Genomic DNA, 22570 nt, shown 5'->3' with positions numbered 1-22570 from the left:
ATTATGGTAGATATCACACATAAAACATCAACCTTAAGAATAGCTACCGCACAAGCTATCGTAAAAGTTAGCAAGCAAGAAACTATTGAAGCCATACAAAATGGTACTGTCCCTAAGGGCGATGTATTTGCTATGAGTAAAGCTGCTGGGTTGCTGGGAGTAAAAAAAACTCCCGATTTATTGCCTGATTGTCACCCTCTACCTATTGAATATACGGGTATTGATTATACCATTGATGGTTTAGAAATTACCGTTTTAGTTACTATTAAAACCATCTATAAAACGGGAGTCGAAGTAGAGGCCATGCATGGTGCGAGTATCGTAGCACTTAATATGTATGACATGTTAAAACCTATCGATAAAGGAGTAGAAATTCATCATATCAAACTGCTACACAAAAAAGGAGGAAAATCAGATTATAAAGATAAATTTAGAACAGATCTGAAGGCGGTAGTTATTGTTTGTTCTGATACTATTTCTGAAGGAAAAAAAGAAGATAAAGCTGGCAAAGCTATACTTGCCAAACTAGAACAATGTGATGTTAGTATTTTGGATTATATCATCATTCCTGATGAAATTGATGTCATCCAAGAAAAAGTAAAACACTATCAAGATAAAGGTACTGATATGGTAATTTATACTGGAGGAACCGGCTTATCTGTAAGAGATGTCACTCCTGAAGCTTTAAAACCTTTATTAGATAGAACCATTCCTGGTATAGAAGAAGCTATTAGGAAATATGGACAAGATCGCATGCCGTATGCCATGTTATCCCGCAGTGTAGTGGGAACTATTAAGAACACATTGGTATTGGCTCTTCCTGGATCTACGAATGGTGCAAAGGAATCTATGGATGCCATTTTTCCTGAAGTATTACATGTATTTAGAATTTTGAAAGGAGCAAGACATGACTAAACCAAATAATCTACATACTCTAACAGATACTTTTGGCAGAAAACACAATTATCTTCGCATCTCATTAACCGAGAGATGTAATTTGCGTTGTACCTATTGCATGCCTGCAGAAGGTATTCAATTATCTCCCAAAGAACACATAATGACCTATGAGGAAATCTATACAATTGCCAATCAGTTTGTAGATCTAGGTGTTACCAAAATTCGATTAACGGGCGGTGAACCTTTAGTGAGAAAAGATGCTGCATTAATCATAGAAAAACTCTCATCTTTACCAGTAGAACTTACTATCACAACAAATGGAGTTATCGTAGATAAGTTTATTGATCAATTTAAAAAATCTGGTATTAAATCATTAAATGTAAGTCTTGATTCTCTGGATGCTTCAAAAAATACTGAAATAACCAGAAGGTCTTATTTTGAAAAAGTATACCAAAACATTCTTCTATTAATCAAAGAAGGATTTACTGTAAAAGTAAATTGTGTTTTAATTAAGGGTTTTAATGATGATGAGATTATAGATTTTGTCAATTTAACCAAAAGCTTACCAGTACATGTTCGATTTATAGAATTTATGCCTTTTGATGGTAACCGTTGGAATATGGATAAATTAGTATCTCTACAAGAAATTTTAACAGAGGTAAATACCAATTTCAACAAAAATGAAATCATCAAATTAAAAGATGCACCTAATGATACTACCAAAAGTTATCAAATCAAGGGATATCAAGGCACTTTTGCAATCATTAGTTCGGTAACAAATCCTTTTTGCGATGGTTGTAATAGAATTCGTCTTACAGCAAATGGGCAGATAAAAAACTGTTTGTTTTCTTCAACCGAGTCTGATCTATTAACTCCATTACGACAAGGGAAATCCATCAACCCAATTATTGAAAGAGCTGTACAAGCTAAATTTAAAATACGAAGTGGAATGGATACATTAGATAAATTTAAAAATACCGATGAGCATAATAATCGCAGTATGATTACTATTGGAGGCTGATTAAAATTTTCTATTTAATCATGCAAACAGAATTAATATTCCCCTTCCCATCGTATTCTTTTATTGGATTATCCGGGTCTAAAATCCAAGAATCATCTACGATAAATTTATAGTGATGTTTCCCTCCTGATAACATGGTATTGTATAACCAACCATTTTTTGTCTTTTTCATTTCAAAATCATTCTCTGACCAATCATTAAATGATCCTGATAGAATTACTTTTTTTGCATTTAAATAACCGTTAAGAATAAATTGTGCTGATGCCCTAATATCAATAACCGAGTTAAACCCATTAAATTCATTTACTTTTTTATTTGGGTTTTCTGGATCCTCTATCCACTTGCCATCGATAATAAATTTATATTGATACTCTCCAGGTTTTATTTTTAATGTCAACGTCCAACAGTCTTCTGTTTTTGATAATCTAAAAATATCTTCATTCCATTTATTAAAACTACCGCTTAGCACAACTTTTTTCGCATCTTCATAGCCGTTAAGTGTAAACGTAACGTTTCCATCTTTATCAGGATAAGCAGTATACATTTTTAAATTGTACGTAGATAACGTTGTTCCATTTTTGCGTGCTCTAACCACATTTACATCTCTTTTAGAGGGTTCTGCCCAATAGGCATTATTAATTACAAATTTAAATTCCCAAGAAAACTCATCTGTAAAATCACTGATTTTTTTTCTAAGTTCATATCGATTTTCATCAACCTTTGTCATCCGCCATTTCTTCATGGACCAATTGTTAAATTCTCCAGATACCATTACAGTTTGTATGTCTAGATCCTCAAAATCTACAACCCTTCCATGTTTATTCGTAGTCGCTTCTTCATATTCACGCCTATCAAATGTAAATATTAATTCATCACCATCAATTCTATATCCTTTAACCTCTTTGGTTTGGCCAAAAGTATCTATACCCACAAAAGCAAGTAACAAAACAATAATATGTAGGGGATTCCTTTTCAATTTCTTAATATCGGGCTATCTACAAAGTAAAGCTTTTCTTTCTGATAATTAATAATAGTCCTTTTCTGTCTAAAAAATTCGTATCCCAATACACCATCCAGGGCTACACCAAAAACTTCATTCATCTTACTCAAGTTGGCTAATACGGTATCCATTGGGCCAAAATAAATAGTTTCACTCAACCTTACTCTAAACAATTTTCCTGCTACAACTTCAATCTTATGATTACTTGCTCCGGATAACATTAATCGCTTTTTGGGGTAAAAATACTTAAGTGCTTTTCTACCTATTTTTTTATTAATTTGATTAAACTCTGCCGCTGTATCTAATCCAAAAACTACTTCTCTATCTCCAATAAATCCATTTAATACAATAGTGTGCTTTATCAATTTAAAATCAATACTATCTGTAAATTTTTCGGCATAGACATTATGATCGAATCTATCTCCGTAATCATTCACTTTTGTCAATGTAATTTGATTAAGGTGCATATCAATAAACACCTCATAATCTTTTAAAATATTATATCCTATTACCCCTAATAGTCGTATTTTTTTTGCTTTTTCGATATGAGATAAATCAATGATATCGGATGTTTTATCTTTTAAATTAAAGTTTTGTAATATAAACTCTTTTACATCCTGCTCAAAAGTATCATCCATAACTTCGATTACTCCAGAGGTCTTTTTTTTCTTAGATAGATGTTGATATTTTAAAGGAAAATGAACTTTATTTAAAATCATAGTTTCAGAACCAGTATCGATTATAAAGTCACCTTTTTTATTAAGAAGCTCTGCTTCAACAACAATTAAGTGATCTACTAGTTTAAATGGAATTCGGGCTGTGTACTCATTAAGTATTTCAGCTTTAGAAAATATTATCTCATCTTCTGGAGAGAAAAACCCCGAAACGGGTGGATCTATTGTAGCCATAACTACTGCAATACCCATGAAATAAAACACTATACCAAATAGAATTTTCCTCATATTCAATAAGACCCTCAATCTTAAACATATGTTACACTTTTAGGGTCTTTTATAATTAATTTTAATATAAAATTAAGAAATGAAAAGAATGGCCCTCTAGAATATACCTCGAACATTACCGATAGATAATCCAACTCAAGAACAAAATGGACTCTATATAAAGATTCATTAAATTTGTAAATAATTCTTAGAGTATAGGAAATGATGATTCTTTACTTAATTTTTAAAAATGGGAAGTCCAAAAAACATAGGCTTAGTATTATCCGGAGGAGGGTTTAAAGGTGTAGCGCACATTGGAGCTATAAAAGCTTTTGAAGAAGCAGAAATAATTCCAAACTATATTTCTGGCACTAGTGCCGGAGCCATTGTAGGCTCTCTATATGCTGGTGGTTATACTCATGAAGAGATCAAAAAATTCTTTACGAAGACTCCGCTATTTAAATTTAATCGGTTTACCAGAAAGAAACCTGGTTTTTTAGATTCTGAGAAATTTCAGGAAGATTTAGATTTCTTTTTTCCGGAGAATACATTTGAGTCGCTCCAAAAAAAATTATTTATTACTGCCACTAATTTAGTCGAAGGAACTATAAAAGTTTTTGATAAAGGCACATTAATTAAACCTCTACTTGCATCTGCTGCATTTCCGGGAGTTTTTACTCCTATACTAATTAATGGAGAATTATATGCCGACGGAGGTATTCTAGATAATTTCCCAGTTACACCATTGCAAGCAAAATGCGATTTGATTATTGGGGTAGATGTATCTCCTATTAAAAAACCCAATATTACGGATTTTAAACACTCATATAATGTAATGCAAAGAGCATATTATTTAAGAGCAATGCCTAATGCCGAAATCAAATTCTCACAATGTGATATAGTGGTACAACCTAAAAAATTAGTCAATTACGGTATATTTAGTACTAGTGGCCTAGAAAATATTTTCGACCTAGGCTATCAAGAAGCTAAAAAACAAATAGAAGTATTTCTAGAAAATCAAGAATAATGATTGAAGAGCTAAAAGATAACTACGGGCATTTCTTTGAAAATGAACTTATTGAAGAAATTAACCAAGTTGGTTCTTTTAAAGAGGTAGAAGAAGGTTTTGAACTAATTAGACCAGGTAGTTATATAAAAACCATGCCTCTTATTATTAGCGGTGCTATAAAGGTTCTTCGAGAAGATTCTGATGGTGATGAGTTACTATTATACTTTTTAGAACGTGGAGATACTTGCGCTATGACACTATCCTGTTGTTTAGGACATCACAAAAGCGAAATCAAAGCCATTGCAGAAACCTATACAAAACTTGTTATGGTGCCTGTAGAAAAAATGGAAGAATGGACTACAAAATATAAATCCTGGAAAAATTTCGTCTTTGATAGTTATCATAAAAGACTAATTGAAGCTATAGAAACCATTGATAACATTGCGTTTCTTAAAATGGATGATCGTTTACTCAAATACCTTAAAGACAAAACTAAAATTAACAATGATCATGTTGTTTATAATACTCATCAACAAATAGCGTATGATTTGCACACCTCTAGAGTAGTAATTTCAAGGTTATTAAAAAAACTTGAAAATGAAGGCAAAGTGAAACTTAATAGAAACAATATAGAGGTAATAAATATTTAGCACTCTGTAACAAATGTTACTGCATTGCAAGATTCCTGAAATTATTTTTGATAAAAATTTAATTCATGGAAATAGTAGAGTTTTTGGGGTATTTTGGAGCGCTCTTTATCGGAATTGTATTAGGATTAATTGGCGGTGGTGGCTCTATACTCACTATTCCTGTACTTGTATACCTAATGCATATTAATCCTATTAGCGCAACAGCATATTCGCTTTTTATCGTTGGAGTTTCGGCATTAATTGGCAGCTTAAAAAATATCCGTAACAGAATGATAAGTCTACGTACCGCCATTATATTTGCTACCCCAGCTTTTATTGCGGTGTATAGCACTAGAAAATATATGGTTCCTGCAATTCCAGACATTATTTTTGAGGTAAAAGACTTTATAGTCACCAAAGAAATAGCCATCATGGTATTTTTTGCGGTCATTATGCTACTTGCGTCGGTATCAATGATAAAAAATCGCAAGAAAGACGTATCCCAAAAAGAAAACATAAAATACAACTATGTCTTAATTATTATCGAAGGGTTAATAGTTGGTATTATAACCGGAATTGTAGGTGCTGGTGGTGGTTTTTTGATTATACCGGCTTTGGTCTTATTTGCAAAATTGCCGATGAAAAAAGCTGTAGCCACCTCCTTATTAATTATTGCTATAAAATCCTTGGTTGGTTTTATTGGTGATATGCAAATCATGCACATAGAATGGAATTTTTTATTGATCTTCGCAGCAATATCAATAATTGGAATTTTTATAGGAACATATCTAACTAACTTTATTGAGGGTAAGAAGCTCGAAAAAGGATTTGGATGGTTTGTTTTGGGGATGGGTCTTTTTATAATTCTTAAAGAATTATATTAATCCAAGCTTTGTAACCATTGTTACCGAATTCAAATAATAATTGCCTTATTTTTGACAAATAAATAATAAACGAATAGTATTTCTATTGCTGCTTAGAAAATACTTAAAGAATAGAACACATGAAAATAGAACAAATATACACAGGATGCCTAGCTCAAGGTGCATATTATATTGAAAGTAAGGGTGAAGTAGCCATTATTGATCCTTTGAGAGAAGTGCAACCATATATTGAAAAAGCTAATGAAGATAACGCAAAAATAAAGTACATCTTCGAGACTCATTTTCATGCAGATTTCGTAAGCGGTCACCTAACTTTAGCCAAAGAAACGGGTGCCGATATTATTTATGGTCCTATGGCTAATCCTACTTTTAAAGTAATTATTGCTAAGGACAATCAAGAATTTAAACTTGGAGATATTACTATAAAAACATTACACACTCCTGGTCATACCATGGAAAGCACAACCTATTTATTGAAAGATAAGGATGGTAAAGATCATGCTATTTTTAGTGGTGACACATTATTTCTTGGAGATGTAGGGCGTCCAGATTTGGCGCAAAAAGCAGCACATCTTTCTCAAGAAGATCTTGCAGGAACCTTGTTCGAGAGTTTGCGTAATAAAATTATGCCATTAGCTGATGATGTAATTGTGTATCCTGCGCACGGAGCAGGTTCTGCATGTGGTAAAAATATGATGAAAGAGACCGTAGACACATTGGGTAATCAAAAGAAAATGAATTATGCACTTCGGGCCGACATGACAAAAGAAGAATTTATAAAAGAGGTTACAGATGGATTATTGCCACCTCCTTTATATTTTCCTCTTAATGTAAAAATGAACAAGGAAGGATATAAGGATATTGACGAAGTTATTAAACAAGGAGCAAAACCCTTTTCTCCTAATGATTTTGAAGCCTTGGCCAATGAAACAGGGGCTCTAGTTCTTGATGTAAGACATCAAAACGATTATGTAAAGGGTCATATCCCCAGGTCTATATTTATTGGTATTGATGGAGGGTTTGCTCCATGGGTAGGTGCCTTAATCGCCGATATACAACAACCTATTTTACTAGTCGCTCCAGAAGGGCGTATCGAAGAAACTATTACTCGCTTATCTCGTGTTGGATTTGATAATACGATCGGATATTTAGAAAATGGTTTTGAAGCATGGAAAGAAGCTGATAAGGAGTTTGACACTTTACCATCTATTTCTGCCTCTAAATTCAGAGACATACTTAACACAGGTGAAATCCCTGTTTTTGATGTGCGTAAGGAAAGTGAGTTCACAGCTGAACATGTAGATAAAGCACATAACACTCCTTTAGATTATCTAAACGAATATCTAACAGAATTTCCTAACAACAAAACGTTTTATGTGCATTGTGCTGGAGGATATCGATCTGTTATAGCCGCCTCGATTTTAAAGAGCCGAGGGATTCATAACCTAGTAGATATTGCCGGTGGTTTTAAAGATATTAAAGAAGTAGGCATTGAAACTACAGATTATGTTTGCCCTACAACACTAAAATAAAATTAGTTTAATGTAACATATGTTACTGAAGGGCATTCTTGGTTTTAATTTCTTTGTTTCAAAATAAATATTGATGAAATGGATTTATGATCCTTGGCCCTGGTATGTCTCTGGACCATTAATGGCCCTAGTTATGTTTTTATTGCTTATGGTTGGCAAAAGATTTGGGATGTCCTCTAATCTTAAAACAATTTGTACAATTTGCGGAGCAGGGAAAGCTTCAAACTTTTTTAAATTTGATTGGAAAGCTCAACGTTGGAACCTAATTGTTTTATTAGGTGTCGTTATCGGGGGGTATATTGCAAGTACTTTTTTATCTATTGATACATCTGTAGCAATAAATCCTGATGTTATTATTGATCTTCAATCCAAAGGATTTACTAGTGCAGGCAAAGCATATATACCAGAATTGTTATATTCTAATGATGTTTTTAACACTTCTAAAAGTATGTTCTTACTAATCATAGGAGGAATATTCGTTGGTTTTGGTGCAAGGTATGCAGGCGGTTGTACTTCTGGTCATGCAATTTCTGGTTTAAGTAACCTGCAAATACCATCGCTCATAGCAGTGATCGGCTTTTTTATAGGTGGTTTATTAATGATTCATATTATTTTTCCTTTAATATTTTAAGCATGCGTTCAGTTATATATTTGGTTATTGGTGTTTTTTTCGGAATCGTTTTATTTAAATCTGAAGCGGCGTCCTGGTTCAGGATCTATGAGATGTTTCAATTCGCTTCTTTTCATATGTATGGAATTATTGGTTCTGCGGTTGGATTAGGTATTCTTATACTGCAATACATAAAAAGTAAAAAAATAAAATCCTTTTATGGTGAGACAATTATGATTACCCCTAAAGAAAAAAGTTTTACAAGGTATATGCTTGGAGGGATTCTTTTTGGGTTAGGCTGGGCATTGGCCGGTGCTTGTCCCGGACCAATGTTTGTTTTATTAGGAGCTGGTTATATTCCAATTCTAATTGTACTTATTTCTTCTGTTTTAGGCACTTTTTTATATGGTATTTTAAAAGATAAACTACCTCACTAATTATAAAGCATGTTTATTTTTAATCATCGTTTTGTTCCAGGTTAAACATATATCTTTTATCACCTGGCCAAAATCTATCATAACTTAAGATTATTGTTCATAAACACATCCTATTACATTCGTTCTTAAAGTAGATATAGAAAGCCTTAAATTTATAATTCAAAACTAGCTATGGAAAAATACATGAATACATTTATAGATGCCTTTCTCAATACATTAAATTGGGCCTGGCAATCTATCGTATTTGAAGTGCCTTGGTATACGAATTATTTTTGGGGACTTACTCTAATATCATTAGTGATATGGATATTAGAAATAGCTTTTCCTTGGCGTAAAAATCAATCTACGTTTAGAAAAGATTTTTGGACAGATGCACTTTATATGTATTTTAATTTTTTCATTTTCGCTATTGCGATAAGTGGGTTTTATAGGTTATTAAGTCTAGTTTTTTTGGATATTGGCATTACTTCAAAAAGCCTTACTCTTATTAATATTTCTGGATTACCTATAGTGATACAATTGTTAGTGTTTTTTATCATACTAGATTTTGTGCAATGGCTTACTCATGTTTTATTGCATAAATATTCTTTTTTATGGAGATTTCATAAGATACATCATTCGGTAAAAGAAATGGGGTTTGCTGCCCATTTAAGATATCATTGGATGGAAAATATTTTTTACAAACCCCTAAAAACCATTGGGGTAATGATACTAGGCGGTTTCGAACCCGAACAGGCCTATATTGTACATTTTATTGCAATCACTATTGGTCATTTCAATCATGCCAATATTAAAATTACCTGGGGACCTTTAAAATATATATTAAACAACCCTGTAATGCATTTATACCATCATTCTTATAAGCTACCTAAAGGTCGGTATGGTGTAAATTTTGGAATTAGCTTAAGCCTCTGGGATTATATCTTTAAAACTAATTATATACCTGAAGATAGTGGTGCTATTGAAATTGGTTTTCCTGGGGATGAAAAAATACCAAAGACGTTTTTAGGGCAATTAATCCATGGTTTCAAAAAATCAAAATAATAAACAATGAAACATTATAACATTATCGTTACCGGTACCGTACAAGGAGTCTGGTATAGAAAGAGCACTCTAGAAAAAGCCTTGGAACTGAATATTAAGGGGTTTGTAAAAAACCAAGCTAATGGTGATGTTTATATAGAGGCAGAGGGAAATGACATACAGCTCCAACATCTATTAGATTGGTGTAAAGTAGGACCAAAATTTGCTAAAGTAAGTCATGTTAACGCAAAAGAAGGAGATGTTTTGTCTTTTGACGATTTTAAAATTTTGCACTAAATACTTCTCTTTATTATAATTGTAAATTGTTTTTGTATTTTTAGACAAATCCTCTTACATGTCATCAATCAATAAATGCAAAAACTGTGAAAAGTCTTTTGATGAATCTTTTGATTATTGTCCTTATTGTGGTCAAGAAGCGGCAGACAATCTTACTTTTGGGGTATTGTTTAGTAATACCATTGGTAATTATTTTTCTATAGATGCACGTTTTTTTAGAAGTTTTATTCCTTTAATGACCAAACCTGGTGTTTTGGCTCGACGTTTTGTTGACGGTAAACGTCTCTCGTATCTACATCCAGCACAATTCTATCTATTTATTTCAGTGGTTTTCTTTTTTATGTTCTCGTTTAGTATAAGAAAAGCCGATAATAAGTTTACACAAACATTAAAAAAAGGATTTAGCAAAGAAAGGGTTGTCGATTCGTTACAAGCTCAAAAAGATTCTATGGCCTTAGAATTGGCAAAAAAAACACTTAAAGACAATCAAGTTTTTACCAGAATGTCGGATAAAGACCTTAAAACGATAGATTCTGTTATATCTGCCACGCAAAACGGACCCAGTGTTGACTTTAGTTTTAAAAGAGATCTTCTAGATTCTTTAATCACCATTAATGCCACACAAGCCGAAAAATTAAAAGCAATGGGTTTAAAGGAAGATGCCGGGGCGATTACTCGAAAATTTTATATGCAAATCCTAAAATTCTATGAACGACAAGGCGGAGGTATTTTAAAAACGTTATACGATACTATTCCGATCACTATGTTCTTGATGTTACCATTATTTGCCTTTTTATTAAAATTGTTTTATTGGTATCGAGGTACGTTTGCACATCATATGGTATTTAGCTTTTATTTTTTTACATTTCTTTTTACCACATTTTGTTTTTTAATTTTGGCAAATGCGGTAGTCGAAATCCCAACATGGATTGAAGTTTTGGTTTTTCTATCTTTTGTAGTTTATCTGATGTTGGCTTTTAGGAATTTTTATAAGAGCAGTTGGATAGCTTCGTTTTTAAAATCTAGTACCATCATCTTTATATATACCATATTTATAGTCCCAATGGCTTTTTCTGGAATAATAATGGTTTCTATTATGTTGTATTAAGCATGAATTTTTATGAAATTTCAAATTTTCAATAGAGGTTTGTAATGAGCAAATTAGTACTTTTATAAGAAGTGAAAATCCATTCGAAAACATTAAATCTCTAAATAAATTATAGAGTAGATATACGTAGCTAACAATATTATAATCATTTTCTTAATAGAGCAGCAATGAATGAAAAAGTACAAAAAAGAGCTTCATCAAATACAGTTTATGGTCTTGGGTTTGTGGGCGCAGTAATTTATTATATTACTCATGCTACCGGTTTCTGGATGGGAGTCTTAGGGTTTCTTAAAGCTATTGTTTGGCCAGCTATTTTGGTTTATGAGGTCTTTAAATTTATTAACGTTTAATGATATCAATTTCTTACTTCTGTTTTAAAGAAGTCATATCCCCATATAAACAAGTGGAATTTTTATATTTACTAAAAACTTAGATATGTCTTCTCAATCTCGTTTGGATCGCGCTTACAAAAATGCCAAAGTTATTCCTTTTGATGATGATTCTAAGTTCATATTATTTAGTGATTGCCATCGAGGAGATAATAGTTTTGCTGATGATTTTGCGAATAATAGAAATATTTATTTTCATGCCTTAAAACATTATTATAGTCAAGGATTCACATACTGTGAGTTGGGAGATGGAGATGAGTTATGGGAAAATCTTAGTTTCGATACTATTTTTAGAGCGCATAAAAATGTATATGAATTACTTCAGCTATTTTATCAAGAAAATAGGTTAGAAATGATTTGGGGCAATCATGATATGGTCTATCGTGATCCAAAATATGTAAAAAAACACTTAAGTTTTTATTTTGATCAAAAAACTGATAAAGAAGTTCCGCTTTTTCCTGGCATACAATACCAAGAAGCGATCGTTTTAAAGCACCAAAATACAACTCAAGAAATTTTTATGCTTCATGGACACCAAGCCGATTTTATGAATTATATTGGTTGGCGTATTAACAGGTTCCTGGTTCGTGTACTCTGGAAGCCATTACAAGTAGTAGGAATAGCAGACCCCACTAGTCCTGCCAAAAATTATAAAGAAACTATTAAAGTAGAGCGAAGAATCAAAAAATGGATTGCTGCTCGTAAAAACTTGTTTACCATCATTGGTCATACACATAGACCTAGGTTTCCTGAAGCTGGAGAATTAGCATTATTTAATGATGGTAGTTGCGTACACCCCAGATCAATTACCGGAATGGAGATAGAAAATGGAAGTATCACCTTGATCAAATGGCAAATTGCTACTAGCGACGATGGGGTTTTAAAAATTATTAGGGTCCCTCTAGAAGGACCAGAAAAACTAACCGAATTTATTACCGAATAATGTAATTATCAGGAAAACACGATTGGTTACAATCATTTTTTGGAATCAAAAAACCTTATGAACAATAGGTATATTCACTATTATTCATAAGGTTCACATATATAACGGTATCCTATAATTTAGGATATATTTAATACTTCTTCAATCTGCGGAGCATATTTTTTGATGGTCATTTCTACCCCAGATTTTAATGTCATCTGGTTCACACTACATCCCACACAAGCTCCTTCTAATTGAACCTTAACTCTCTTATCGTCTTCAATAGAAACCAAAGAAATATTACCTCCATCACTTTCCAAAAAAGGTCGGATCTCATCTAGTGCCTTTTCTACATTTACTCTTAATTCTTCAGAAGTCATTTGCTATTTTTTTACAGCAGAACATCCTGCCATTGTTGTTATTTTGATCGCTTCAGTAGGAGGTAAGTTTTCATTTCTTCCTACAACTTCCTGAACCACATTTTTTGTTATTTCTTCAAAAGCCTTCTCTATAGGAGTGGCTGTTTGCAAGGCTGCTGGTCGACCAACATCTCCTGCTTCTCGTATACTTTGTACTAATGGAATCTCCCCCAAGAACGGAACATCAAGATCTTCTGCAAGAAATTTAGCTCCCTCTTTTCCAAAGATATAATATTTATTGTTAGGAAGTTCATCAGGAGTGAAATAAGCCATATTCTCAATAATCCCTAAAACTGGTACATTGATACTCTCCTGCTGAAACATGGCTACACCTTTCCGAGCATCAGCCAAAGCTACATTTTGAGGAGTACTTACTACAACTGCACCTGTTATAGGTAACGATTGCATAATTGATAAATGAATATCTCCTGTACCTGGTGGTAAATCCAAAAGCATAAAATCTAATTCTCCCCAAGCTGCATCAAAAATCATTTGGTTTAACGCTTTTGCCGCCATTGGTCCTCTCCAAACCACTGCTTGATTTGGCTGTGTAAAAAACCCTATCGATAATATTTTAACCCCATAATTTTCAACAGGTTTCATCTTAGATTTATCCCCAACTTTTACAGAAAGAGGTCGTTCTCGTTCTACATCAAACATTATTGGAGCCGATGGTCCATAGATATCTGCATCCAACAACCCTACCTTGAAACCCATTTTGGCAAGAGTAACCGCCAAATTTGAAGTAACTGTTGATTTACCTACTCCTCCTTTACCAGATGCAACTGCTATTATATTAGAAATCCCAGGAATTGGTTTTCCTTTAATCTCATTTTTCTCAGGTTGTGCAGCGGCCGGAGCTTCAACTTTAATATTTACTTTAACTTTTGCTTTTTCATATACCTTTTCATGAATAGCTTTCATCACATCTACTTCGGCTCGTTTACGTATATGTAAAGCTGGAGTAGACAATACCAAATCCACAACAACCTCATCTCCAAAAGTGATTACATTCGTTACAGCACCACTTTCTACCATATTCTGCCCTTCTCCTGCAATTGTAATTGTTTCTAGCGCTTTAAGTATTTCTGATTTTTCTAACTTCATTCGTATTTTTCTTTTCTAACAATAAATCTGTTTAGATTTATCTGCATCGCAAAGATAAGTTGAAAAGTTAAGATTATGAAGCTCGAAAATCGAAATGATTTATAGCTGTATCGGCATTCATAATATACATAGTATTCTAAATTGGTATAATTTGTGTGAGTAAGCAACTTTAAATTTTCACTGTAAACAATTATGAAACGATCAACCCTTTTTTTGGCAATACTAATTTTACTCTGTACGCTATCGCAAGCACAAGGAAAACTTGAAAAAGCAGAATATAGTTTAGCCGATAAAGAAGAGCGAGACAATCGTCGTTCTGGATCACGATCATATGACTCATACAGTTCTTCTGACTCTTATGATGATCAAGATAGTTTTCTTGCAGAAACATTTGGGATTTTCTTTGCCGAAATATTCTTATATGCCAGTTACTATACGATAGTAGAAACACCTGTTGAAAGGGATTATCGAGGCAGTAATGCTTCCATTACCAAATATCCTTATCTCAATTCGAATACAGGGAATTATGCATATGACTGGAATGACAACACTCAATTGTTTAGAGCTACTTTTTCTAGTAGATTCATAGCCGAAAATCGAAAATTATATGGAAATCACTTACATCTTGATATGAGATTTTTTCAAAGAGCTGGGCTAGAAATTGATTACCTTCAATTATGGGAAGAAAATACCAATTTTGGAAATAACTCCTTAGCAATATACACTGCATTAGCGAAGTATCATCGTGTGCGAACAGAGCGATTTAATGCTTGGTGGGGATTAGGAGCCGCTTACATAGATGGGCAAGTAAACGAATGGGGGTTCACCTATGGACTAGGAGCAGAGTTATTTTTTGCAAAACCCTTGAGTTTAGAAGCTAATTTTAATCAAACTTTTATTAATAATAGAACAGTAAATAAATTTAATACGTTATTAAACTATCATGTTAATCGTTATAAGTTTACTGGTGGGTATGAGCATTTAAAAATTGGTAGTCAGGATATTTCTACTTTTTCCGCAGGAATTGGTGTATCTTTTTAAGGCATTGTCTGCAATAGATCTTAATGAAGATAGCTTATCTATTTAAAAAGTCACTTATTCTAATTCTTTCATAGGATCCCAAAATAGTTTTTCAAAATCTATAATTTGATTATCTATTACTTCAACACCTTCGCTTTCTAATAGTTGTTGCATTAAATTCGTCCCCTGAAAATGATGCTTTCCGCTAAGGATTCCTTTCCTATTTACTACTCTATGAGCAGGTACATCTTCTCTACCACCACAGGCATTCATTGCCCAACCAACCATACGAGCACTTCTAGCCGCTCCCAAACTCTTCGCAATAGCGCCATAAGAGGTCACTCTACCATAGGGTATTAATTTTGCTACTTCATATACTCTCTCAAAAAAATTATCGTTTTCTTTCTTTACTCCCATGTATATATGATTCTTGCTAAGGTTATAATAACCAAAATAAGCATTAATATTCCCATAAAATAATTAGAATACTTCGTAATTGAGGCTGTTTTTTTCTCGATTTTAAGAAATGAAAATACATAAAAATAAAGTGTTACAAACGTTCCTGACCCCGCTGCGATCACAAATGCTATAATTTTTGTAGCATCGTATGCGATTTTACCACTAACACTCATTCCCGCTGCTATAGCTACAAAATAAGGTATTGGTAATACATTAAGTGCAGACATCATCATGCCCTTAAAGAAACTTCTTGTACTATTATGTCTATATACTTTGATTTTTGTTTTTCGTTGTTTTGCCTTTGCGAAAAAATAAATCGCCATCAAGAGAAAAATAACCGCACCAGTACGTAATAAAATATTTTTAACATAAGGGCTAAAAAAAATATACTTCGCCAAAAGTATCGCAACAAGCGCCTGAAATAATACGATGACAGAAGCACCAATGGCCACTAAAACTCCATTTTTTTTTCCTCGTTCTAGACACGTACGAGCAACAGTCATATTAACCAGTCCCGGAGGAATTACCCCGATCAACGATGCAAAAAAAGTGACTAGAAAGAGTTTGGTAGTTTCCAAATTGTGATGCCAATTAAGAGATTTTAAACTGGATGTAAGTTATGGGTTTATTTTTTTCTAAATATTGTTTTTCATAAAAAGTTTGTATCGAAGTTACAACCTCTGGAGCCCCTTCATTATGATATACATTATGATTGGCATATAACACCTCATGTCCTTCTCCATGTAGTAGTCCCAAGGTATATCCATGCATAAATTCGCTATCTGTTTTAAGATGTACAATACCTTCTGGTTTTAATACCCTCTTATATCGTTGTAAAAAATCATGGTTTGTTAATCTGTGTTTTGTACGCTTGTATTTGATCTGTGGATCAGGAAAAGTAATCCATATCTCATCAACCTCTCCTTCATCAAAAATATATTCGATTAATTCTATTTGGGTTCTAATAAAACCAACATTATTCATGTTTTCTTCTATAGCAGTTTTGGCACCTCTCCAAAACCGAGCTCCTTTAATATCAATTCCTATGAAATTTTTATCCTTATATTCCTGTGCTAAACCTACAGTGTATTCGCCTTTACCACATCCCAATTCGAGAACAATAGGGTTTTGGTTTTTAAAAAACTTTTCTTTCCAATTGCCCTTTAACTCTAATGTATTTTGAACCAATTCCTCCCGGGTAGGTTCTATAACATTTTGAAACGTCTTGTTCTCGTTAAATCGTTTTAATTTATTCTTACTTCCCACTTATTATTCTATTTCTATCTAATATACTAGTCTTCTAACTTTCAATTCTGTTACAGTAATCTCTTTTTGTTACTGTTAACAATTCTTCATTCGAAAGTAAAATTTCACTTAAAATAATTTTTTGGTAAAATTAAGGAAATATACTCATAAGGAAATAGGATTACTTTTATTATTACGAATGAAATAGTCAGTCGTTCTAACTAATAAAAATAAAGGCGTTTTGGATAAAAAAGTACTTGTAGCTCCACTTAACTGGGGATTAGGCCATGCAACGAGGTGTATACCCATCATTAATGCCCTTATGCATGAGGGGATAGAGCCTGTAATTGCATCTGATGGCGTAGCTCTTTCATTGTTAAAAAAAGAATTTCCAACGTTACAAACCAAGGAACTACCGTCGTATAATATAGAATACTCAAAAAAAGCAAGTAACTTTAAATTAAAGATGCTTCTTAATAGTCCCAAAATAGCTCATGCCATTAGTGCAGAAAAAAAAGTTGTTAAAAAGTTTATCGAGGAAGAAAAATTTAGTGGTATTATTTCAGATAATAGGATGGGAGTTCGTCATAAAAGTATCCCTTCGGTCTTTATAACACACCAACTCACAGTTCTTAGCGGAAAAACTACATCATTTAGCACAAAAGTGCACAATAAATATATTAAGAAATTTGATTTATGTTGGGTACCAGATATGGCTGACGATCCTAATTTAAGTGGTGAATTAGGTCATCCCAAAAAAAGTAGTGTTCCTGTAACATATCTTGGTCCGTTAAGTAGGTTTGAATATCGGGTTGTCCCAAAGAAATATGATATTATGGTATTATTATCTGGTCCAGAACCTCAACGCACGTTACTAGAGCAAAAACTTTTTCAAGAATTTGAACAGAGTGATCGAAAAATAGTATTTGTGAGAGGTGTTATCGAAGAGACTCAAAAAACATACATGAAAAACAATATTACCATCCACAACTATTTAATGGGTAAGGATTTAGAAAACACTATCAATAGTAGCAATCTCATTATCTCTAGATCGGGCTATACTACTGTAATGGATCTTGCTAAATTAAAGAAAAAAGCTTTTTTTATTCCTACGCCTGGGCAATTTGAACAAGAGTACCTCGCCGAAAGGCTAACGCTTAACAAATTAGTACCTAGCTGTAATCAAAATGATTTTACGCTAAAGAAATTGCGTGATATGAATACCTATAAAGGGTTAAGTAGTTTTAGTACTGACATCGACTACGGGGAACTTTTTCACTTTTTCCAAAGTAAATGAAAACTCACTACCCACACGATAATCACTTTCTACATAAATACGTTCATGATGGGCTTCGATAATGTGCTTAACAATAGCTAACCCGAGCCCAGAGCCTCCTTCTTTTCTAGAACCACTTTTATCGACACGATAAAAACGCTCAAACAATCTTGGGATATGTGCTTGGGCAATACCTTCTCCATTATCGGTTACCCTTACAATCGCTTTATTACGAATGAGATCTTCTACACTTACCTCGGTTGTTCCATCTTCTTTTCCGTATTTTATAGAATTAACTACCAAATTAGACAACACTTGTTGTATTCGCTCTCTATCGGCATGAACAAGTATAGGTTCAGAATAGTTCATGTCAAAAGTAAGCGCGATATTCTTTTTAGCAGCTTTCATTTCAAAAAGATCGAACACGCTTTGTACCAGTTCTACAATGTCAAAATTTGTATAATTAAGATTTAGATCACCTACCTCTAGTTTAGTAATCATATCAAGGTCATTTACGATATAAATCAATCGTTCTACACCTTTATTTGCGCGATTAAGGTACTTGTCAAGAATTGCTGGATCATCCATTGCACCATCCAACAGGGTTAATATATATCCTTGCACAGTAAATAAAGGTGTTTTGAGTTCATGAGAAACATTACCCATAAACTCTTTACGATAATCCTCTCGGATTTTTAAGGTTTCAATCTCTGTTTTGCGTTGTTGTGCAAATTTTTCTACCTCTTTTATGAGTGTCCTCATATCTGTAGTTACGGGTGTATCTTCAATAGCATCTGCTTCCAACATTTCAATATCATCATAGATTTTACGAACTCTACGATAAATAAAACGTTCTACACGGTATTGAATAATACTAAAGCTAACTATATAACAAACCAATACAAAACCAATTATATACTTTGGATTTATCACTGATTGAGCATATAAAAAAACGCTCATAACGAGCGTCAATATAATGGTGATATATAAAGACGAAAGGAATGCAAACCTATACGACTTTTTAAAATTTTCTGCCATTTACTCTACAAACTTATACCCCACTCCTTTGATAGTTTTGAAGCTATTATCACCGATCTTTTCTCTCAACTTTCTAATATGAACATCGATAGTACGACCACCCACAATTACTTCATTACCCCAAACCTTATCTAGGATATCTTCTCTTTTAAATACTTTACCTGGTTTAGAGGCCAATAAAGATAATAATTCAAACTCTTTTCTAGGTAAAACAATCTCTTTTTTGTCTTTAATGATCTTATACTCATCGCGATTGATTACCAAGCTTCCAATTTTAACAACGCTATCTGAAGAGTCATCTTCTTTCAATCTACGCAGCAATGCTTTTACTTTACTTACTAAAACTTTAGGCCGAATAGGTTTAGTGATATAATCATCTGCTCCAGCATCAAAACCAGCCACCTGAGAGTAATCTTCTCCTCTTGCTGTTAAGAAGGTAATAATCGTATTTTGTAGTTCTGGTATTTTTCGAATTTGCTCACAAGCTTCGATACCATCCATTTCCGGCATCATTACATCTAAGATGATTAAATGTGGTTTTTTCTTTTTGGCTAGTTTTACAGCTTCTACTCCGTTTTCTGCTGTAACAACATGATAGCCTTCAGCTGTAAGATTATACCCAACGATTTCCAAAATATCAGGCTCGTCATCTACTAATAGGATCGTAATATCTTTTTTATTCATTCTATTTTAGAATTACATAATAGTAAGGTAAATATAGTACATAATACGAAGTATCCATATTAATATGAGCTTAGTAACAATATACTAACATTAGAGTCATTCGATCATAACATTTACTTAACCTTACTATTTAGTTATTAATTTATAGGATATTATATGAATCAAAAAGGCTGAATATAAAATATTCAGCCTTTAGTAACTTATTTAAAAGATCTGTTATTTATGATCTTTATATGTTTCTAATAAATTCATGGTTGCTGTTATTAAATCTTTAGTTTCTAACAGTAATCCAAAATATAAAGTAGTGTTCTTAGGACTGCTTTCTTCTGTTCTGGTCCTTGCAACTTGCTTGTCAATTTTCTCATTAACTTTATTGAACAATTCTTGTTTTTCATTAAGAATAGCATCTACCTGATCAAAATCTCTATCATTAAACGCTTTTTTAATTTGCCCAAACAACTCTGTCAATTGCTCTTCAATTTCTTTCAAATCTTTAATTTGATTAAATCGAAGTTTCTTGTGGTTATTATTCACATGCTTATGACTCGCTTTAGAAATATATTCTAATGACTGAGACATATCTTGTAAATATCCTAAGATGTTAATATAAAAATTACTTGCACCCACACTCGACTCATCTAAGTTTTTAATAAAATAAAAGATATTATCCCTTAGGTCTTCAACTTCTGCATCAAGTTTAGCAATTCCTTTTTTACTTTTCTTTAAAGCTGGCAAATCATATTTCACTAAGCTTTCTATCGTATTTGTATAGATTTTAGTTCCTCTATTTACAAAAGACTTAATATTATCTGCACTTTCTTCAATCACACCTTGTACAGAACTACTTTCAGAATTTTTAAGGCTATCTTCTGCCTTCTCTGCTTTCACTCTCTTTCTATAACTTATTGTATTTCTAGCAAGAAGCAATACAGCAACAAGTAATAATACAGCAATCATTGGAGCACCACCAAGGTTAATCAAGAATGCTACTGTTCCTGCAGCGATAAATGCACTGATTGCGGTCATAAACCATCCGCCTATCACATTTAACACTCCTGCTACCCTATACACAGCACTCTCTGTTCCCCATGCTCTATCCGCTAATGAGGTACCCATAGCTACCATAAATGTTACATATGTTGTAGATAAAGGTAATCCCATAGAAGTCGCAATCGAAATAAGGATTCCAGCAACAACAAGGTTTACAGCAGCTCTTACCATATCAAATGCTGGCATTTCATAGGTCTTATCTTTTGGTAATTCTATTACTGGTTTCGTAAAACGTTTTTCTATAAATTCCATTGTCTGCTTTGGTGTAATAGCAGCAAGTCCCTGCGAGGCCAATACTGTTCCTCTTACAACACCTCTAGATAAAAAATTAGGTTTGAAACGTTCTTTGGCTTCTCCTTCTCTAGAAAGGTTAATCTCTGTATCTGCGACATATCTCGCTTTTTTAGACAACCACAATGTAAGCACCATAATAGCACCGGCTGCAAATAACAAGAATACCGGAGTTTCACTCTTTTTAGCCAAACCGTCCATCGCAAATTCTGCTGCAGGTATTCCGGAAGCTATCCAAGCTTCATAGGATTGCCAACCAGCAATTGGAACACCAATAAAGTTTACCAAATCGTTACCTGAAAAAGCTAATGCCAATCCAAAAGTACCGATGATGATGATTAATTTGTAAATATTTACTTTAAAAAAGTGAATTATAACATACGATAGTAGTGAACAAAACACAAAACCAACCCCTACTATTGGTAATACATAGGTTTCTAAAAACCCTCTTAATGTCATTTTAATCGTACCTGCTTCTCCATCAATCTTAAACAAGTCTTTTTGATCTTTGGCCAACTCTTTTATTGTTTCATAAGAAGTACCAAAATAATCTTTAGCCGCCGTTAATAATCCTTCTGGACCTCCACTATATACAACATCAACTATTGCTTTTGCATATGCGGTTCCTTTGATCCCTTTCATAAAAATGAAATACAATAATGCAGTCAATGCAATTCCTCCAAACAAGGCACCAACCCATTTTGCTTTCTTTTCAAAATTATAAGATAATAATAAACGAGTAATAAACTGCACAAGAGCACCAACCGAAAATGCAATAACTACCGAGAGTAGAATACCGCTGATGATTTTTTTAGCAGTTTTAGTATTTATATAGTTCTCTAAATCTGCAAAAGTTTGTCCTTGATCTGCACCAATTTTGATTAATGCCACACAAACGGCTGCTCCCAAAAGGTTAAACACAATAGATACTGTTGTTGATGTTGGCATCCCAAGTGTATTAAAAAAGTCGAGCAGGAGTATATCGGTAATCATTACCGCCATAAAGATGATCATGATCTCATCAAAATAGAATTCTCCGGGATTAAATATCCCTTTCCGTGCTACCTCCATCAATCCACTAGAAAAAATGGCCCCAGCCGCAATACCAATACTAGCAACAATCATAATTGTTCTAAAAGACACAGCTTTAGAGCCAATTGCAGAGTTCAAAAAATTAACGGCATCGTTACTAACTCCTACAATAAGGTCGGCAATTGCCAGTACAGCAAGAGCAACAACCATTAATAAATAAATATTATCCATTACTTTTTATTTAAGGTGC

The 22570-nt window shown here is 33.2% G+C and carries 25 protein-coding genes; 15 read left to right on the top strand and 10 right to left on the bottom strand.

Going from position 1 to position 22570, the window contains the following annotated elements:
* The first annotated feature begins 3 nt into the window (after positions 1 to 3).
* Positions 4 to 915 (top strand): bifunctional molybdenum cofactor biosynthesis protein MoaC/MoaB, encoded by a 912-nt coding sequence (gene moaCB / locus DK508_RS18990; RefSeq protein WP_109302361.1) that lies wholly within the window; start codon positions 4 to 6, stop codon positions 913 to 915.
* Positions 908 to 1918 carry a GTP 3',8-cyclase MoaA gene (gene moaA, locus DK508_RS18985; protein WP_109302360.1) on the top strand — a complete coding sequence of 337 codons (1011 nt, stop codon included), beginning with the start codon at positions 908 to 910 and terminating at the stop codon, positions 1916 to 1918. Before moaCB ends, moaA begins: the two co-directional genes overlap by 8 nt.
* A 10-nt stretch (positions 1919 to 1928) precedes the next feature.
* Here the strand turns inward: moaA and DK508_RS18980 are convergent, their stop codons facing one another.
* Together DK508_RS18980 and DK508_RS18975 are read right to left on the bottom strand one after the other, a co-directional pair.
* Positions 1929 to 2894 carry a glycogen-binding domain-containing protein gene (locus tag DK508_RS18980; protein ID WP_109302359.1) on the bottom strand — a complete coding sequence of 322 codons (966 nt, stop codon included), beginning with the start codon at positions 2892 to 2894 and terminating at the stop codon, positions 1929 to 1931.
* Positions 2891 to 3880 (bottom strand): hypothetical protein, encoded by a 990-nt coding sequence (locus DK508_RS18975; RefSeq protein ID WP_160114794.1) that lies wholly within the window; start codon positions 3878 to 3880, stop codon positions 2891 to 2893. The genes DK508_RS18980 and DK508_RS18975 overlap by 4 nt, the downstream gene beginning before the upstream one ends.
* Positions 3881 to 4109: 229 nt before the next feature.
* Here DK508_RS18975 and DK508_RS18970 point away from each other — a divergent pair, with 229 nt between their 5' ends.
* The 11 genes from DK508_RS18970 to DK508_RS18920 all read left to right on the top strand — a co-directional run bounded on the left by DK508_RS18970 (position 4110) and on the right by DK508_RS18920 (position 12720).
* Positions 4110 to 4886 carry a patatin-like phospholipase family protein gene (locus DK508_RS18970; protein WP_109302357.1) on the top strand — a complete coding sequence of 259 codons (777 nt, stop codon included), beginning with the start codon at positions 4110 to 4112 and terminating at the stop codon, positions 4884 to 4886.
* On the top strand, positions 4886 to 5518 hold the full coding sequence (locus DK508_RS18965; protein ID WP_109302356.1) for a Crp/Fnr family transcriptional regulator: 633 nt from the start codon (positions 4886 to 4888) through the stop codon (positions 5516 to 5518). Before DK508_RS18970 ends, DK508_RS18965 begins: the two co-directional genes overlap by 1 nt.
* A 65-nt stretch (positions 5519 to 5583) precedes the next feature.
* Positions 5584 to 6381, top strand: a complete 798-nt coding sequence (locus DK508_RS18960) for a sulfite exporter TauE/SafE family protein (RefSeq protein ID WP_109302355.1) — start codon at positions 5584 to 5586, stop codon at positions 6379 to 6381.
* Positions 6382 to 6500: 119 nt separating this feature from the next.
* On the top strand, positions 6501 to 7913 hold the full coding sequence (locus DK508_RS18955) for a rhodanese-like domain-containing protein (protein ID WP_109302354.1): 1413 nt from the start codon (positions 6501 to 6503) through the stop codon (positions 7911 to 7913).
* A 73-nt stretch (positions 7914 to 7986) separates the two neighbouring features.
* Positions 7987 to 8544 (top strand): YeeE/YedE family protein, encoded by a 558-nt coding sequence (locus DK508_RS18950; RefSeq protein ID WP_109302353.1) that lies wholly within the window; start codon positions 7987 to 7989, stop codon positions 8542 to 8544.
* 2 nt (positions 8545 to 8546) lie between these two features.
* On the top strand, positions 8547 to 8960 hold the full coding sequence (locus DK508_RS18945; RefSeq protein WP_109302352.1) for a DUF6691 family protein: 414 nt from the start codon (positions 8547 to 8549) through the stop codon (positions 8958 to 8960).
* Between the two features lie 171 nt (positions 8961 to 9131).
* Positions 9132 to 10004 carry a sterol desaturase family protein gene (locus DK508_RS18940; RefSeq protein ID WP_109302351.1) on the top strand — a complete coding sequence of 291 codons (873 nt, stop codon included), beginning with the start codon at positions 9132 to 9134 and terminating at the stop codon, positions 10002 to 10004.
* A 6-nt stretch (positions 10005 to 10010) separates the two neighbouring features.
* Entirely contained in the window at positions 10011 to 10280 is a 270-nt protein-coding gene (locus DK508_RS18935) for an acylphosphatase (RefSeq protein ID WP_109302350.1), read from the top strand.
* 58 nt (positions 10281 to 10338) lie between these two features.
* The gene (locus tag DK508_RS18930; RefSeq protein WP_109302349.1) at positions 10339 to 11388 is read left to right on the top strand and encodes a DUF3667 domain-containing protein; all 1050 of its coding nucleotides are present in this window, start codon (positions 10339 to 10341) and stop codon (positions 11386 to 11388) included.
* Between the two features lie 167 nt (positions 11389 to 11555).
* Positions 11556 to 11738 (top strand): hypothetical protein, encoded by a 183-nt coding sequence (locus tag DK508_RS18925; RefSeq protein ID WP_109302348.1) that lies wholly within the window; start codon positions 11556 to 11558, stop codon positions 11736 to 11738.
* Positions 11739 to 11823: 85 nt separating this feature from the next.
* Positions 11824 to 12720, top strand: a complete 897-nt coding sequence (locus DK508_RS18920; RefSeq protein WP_109302347.1) for a metallophosphoesterase family protein — start codon at positions 11824 to 11826, stop codon at positions 12718 to 12720.
* Positions 12721 to 12839: 119 nt separating this feature from the next.
* Here the strand turns inward: DK508_RS18920 and DK508_RS18915 are convergent, their stop codons facing one another.
* Together DK508_RS18915 and DK508_RS18910 are read right to left on the bottom strand one after the other, a co-directional pair.
* Positions 12840 to 13079, bottom strand: a complete 240-nt coding sequence (locus DK508_RS18915; RefSeq protein ID WP_109302346.1) for a NifU family protein — start codon at positions 13077 to 13079, stop codon at positions 12840 to 12842.
* A gap of 3 nt (positions 13080 to 13082) precedes the next feature.
* On the bottom strand, positions 13083 to 14225 hold the full coding sequence (locus DK508_RS18910) for an Mrp/NBP35 family ATP-binding protein (protein ID WP_109302345.1): 1143 nt from the start codon (positions 14223 to 14225) through the stop codon (positions 13083 to 13085).
* 192 nt (positions 14226 to 14417) lie between these two features.
* Here DK508_RS18910 and DK508_RS18905 point away from each other — a divergent pair, with 192 nt between their 5' ends.
* A complete protein-coding gene (locus DK508_RS18905; RefSeq protein ID WP_109302344.1) occupies positions 14418 to 15266 on the top strand; it encodes a hypothetical protein in 849 nt (282 codons plus the stop codon).
* A gap of 54 nt (positions 15267 to 15320) precedes the next feature.
* Here DK508_RS18905 and DK508_RS18900 read toward each other — a convergent pair whose 3' ends face one another.
* The 3 genes from DK508_RS18900 to trmB are packed head-to-tail and all read right to left on the bottom strand — an operon-like array spanning position 15321 to position 16970.
* A complete protein-coding gene (locus DK508_RS18900) occupies positions 15321 to 15662 on the bottom strand; it encodes an MGMT family protein (protein WP_109302343.1) in 342 nt (113 codons plus the stop codon).
* Complete coding sequence (locus DK508_RS18895) at positions 15653 to 16282, bottom strand: LysE family translocator (RefSeq protein ID WP_109302342.1); 630 nt, start codon at positions 16280 to 16282, stop codon at positions 15653 to 15655. The genes DK508_RS18900 and DK508_RS18895 overlap by 10 nt, the downstream gene beginning before the upstream one ends.
* Before the next feature lie 13 nt (positions 16283 to 16295).
* Positions 16296 to 16970, bottom strand: a complete 675-nt coding sequence (gene trmB / locus DK508_RS18890) for a tRNA (guanosine(46)-N7)-methyltransferase TrmB (protein WP_109302341.1) — start codon at positions 16968 to 16970, stop codon at positions 16296 to 16298.
* A 220-nt stretch (positions 16971 to 17190) separates the two neighbouring features.
* Between trmB and DK508_RS18885 the strand changes: the two genes are divergently transcribed.
* Positions 17191 to 18246, top strand: a complete 1056-nt coding sequence (locus DK508_RS18885) for a glycosyltransferase (RefSeq protein ID WP_235016436.1) — start codon at positions 17191 to 17193, stop codon at positions 18244 to 18246.
* On the opposite strand, the gene DK508_RS18880 is transcribed toward DK508_RS18885, so the two are convergent.
* The 3 genes from DK508_RS18880 to DK508_RS18870 form a co-directional block, all read right to left on the bottom strand.
* Positions 18184 to 19263 carry a cell wall metabolism sensor histidine kinase WalK gene (locus tag DK508_RS18880; RefSeq protein ID WP_109302339.1) on the bottom strand — a complete coding sequence of 360 codons (1080 nt, stop codon included), beginning with the start codon at positions 19261 to 19263 and terminating at the stop codon, positions 18184 to 18186. The two genes, DK508_RS18885 and DK508_RS18880, sit on opposite strands and share 63 nt — an antisense overlap.
* Positions 19264 to 19947 carry a response regulator transcription factor gene (locus DK508_RS18875; RefSeq protein WP_109302338.1) on the bottom strand — a complete coding sequence of 228 codons (684 nt, stop codon included), beginning with the start codon at positions 19945 to 19947 and terminating at the stop codon, positions 19264 to 19266.
* A gap of 216 nt (positions 19948 to 20163) precedes the next feature.
* Complete coding sequence (locus DK508_RS18870; protein WP_109302337.1) at positions 20164 to 22551, bottom strand: inorganic phosphate transporter; 2388 nt, start codon at positions 22549 to 22551, stop codon at positions 20164 to 20166.
* Positions 22552 to 22570: the final 19 nt, after the last annotated feature.

This window comes from Aquimarina sp. AU474 (assembly GCF_900312815.1).
Lineage (GTDB): Bacteria > Bacteroidota > Bacteroidia > Flavobacteriales > Flavobacteriaceae > Aquimarina.
This window is presented reverse-complemented; position numbering and strand designations above follow the sequence as displayed.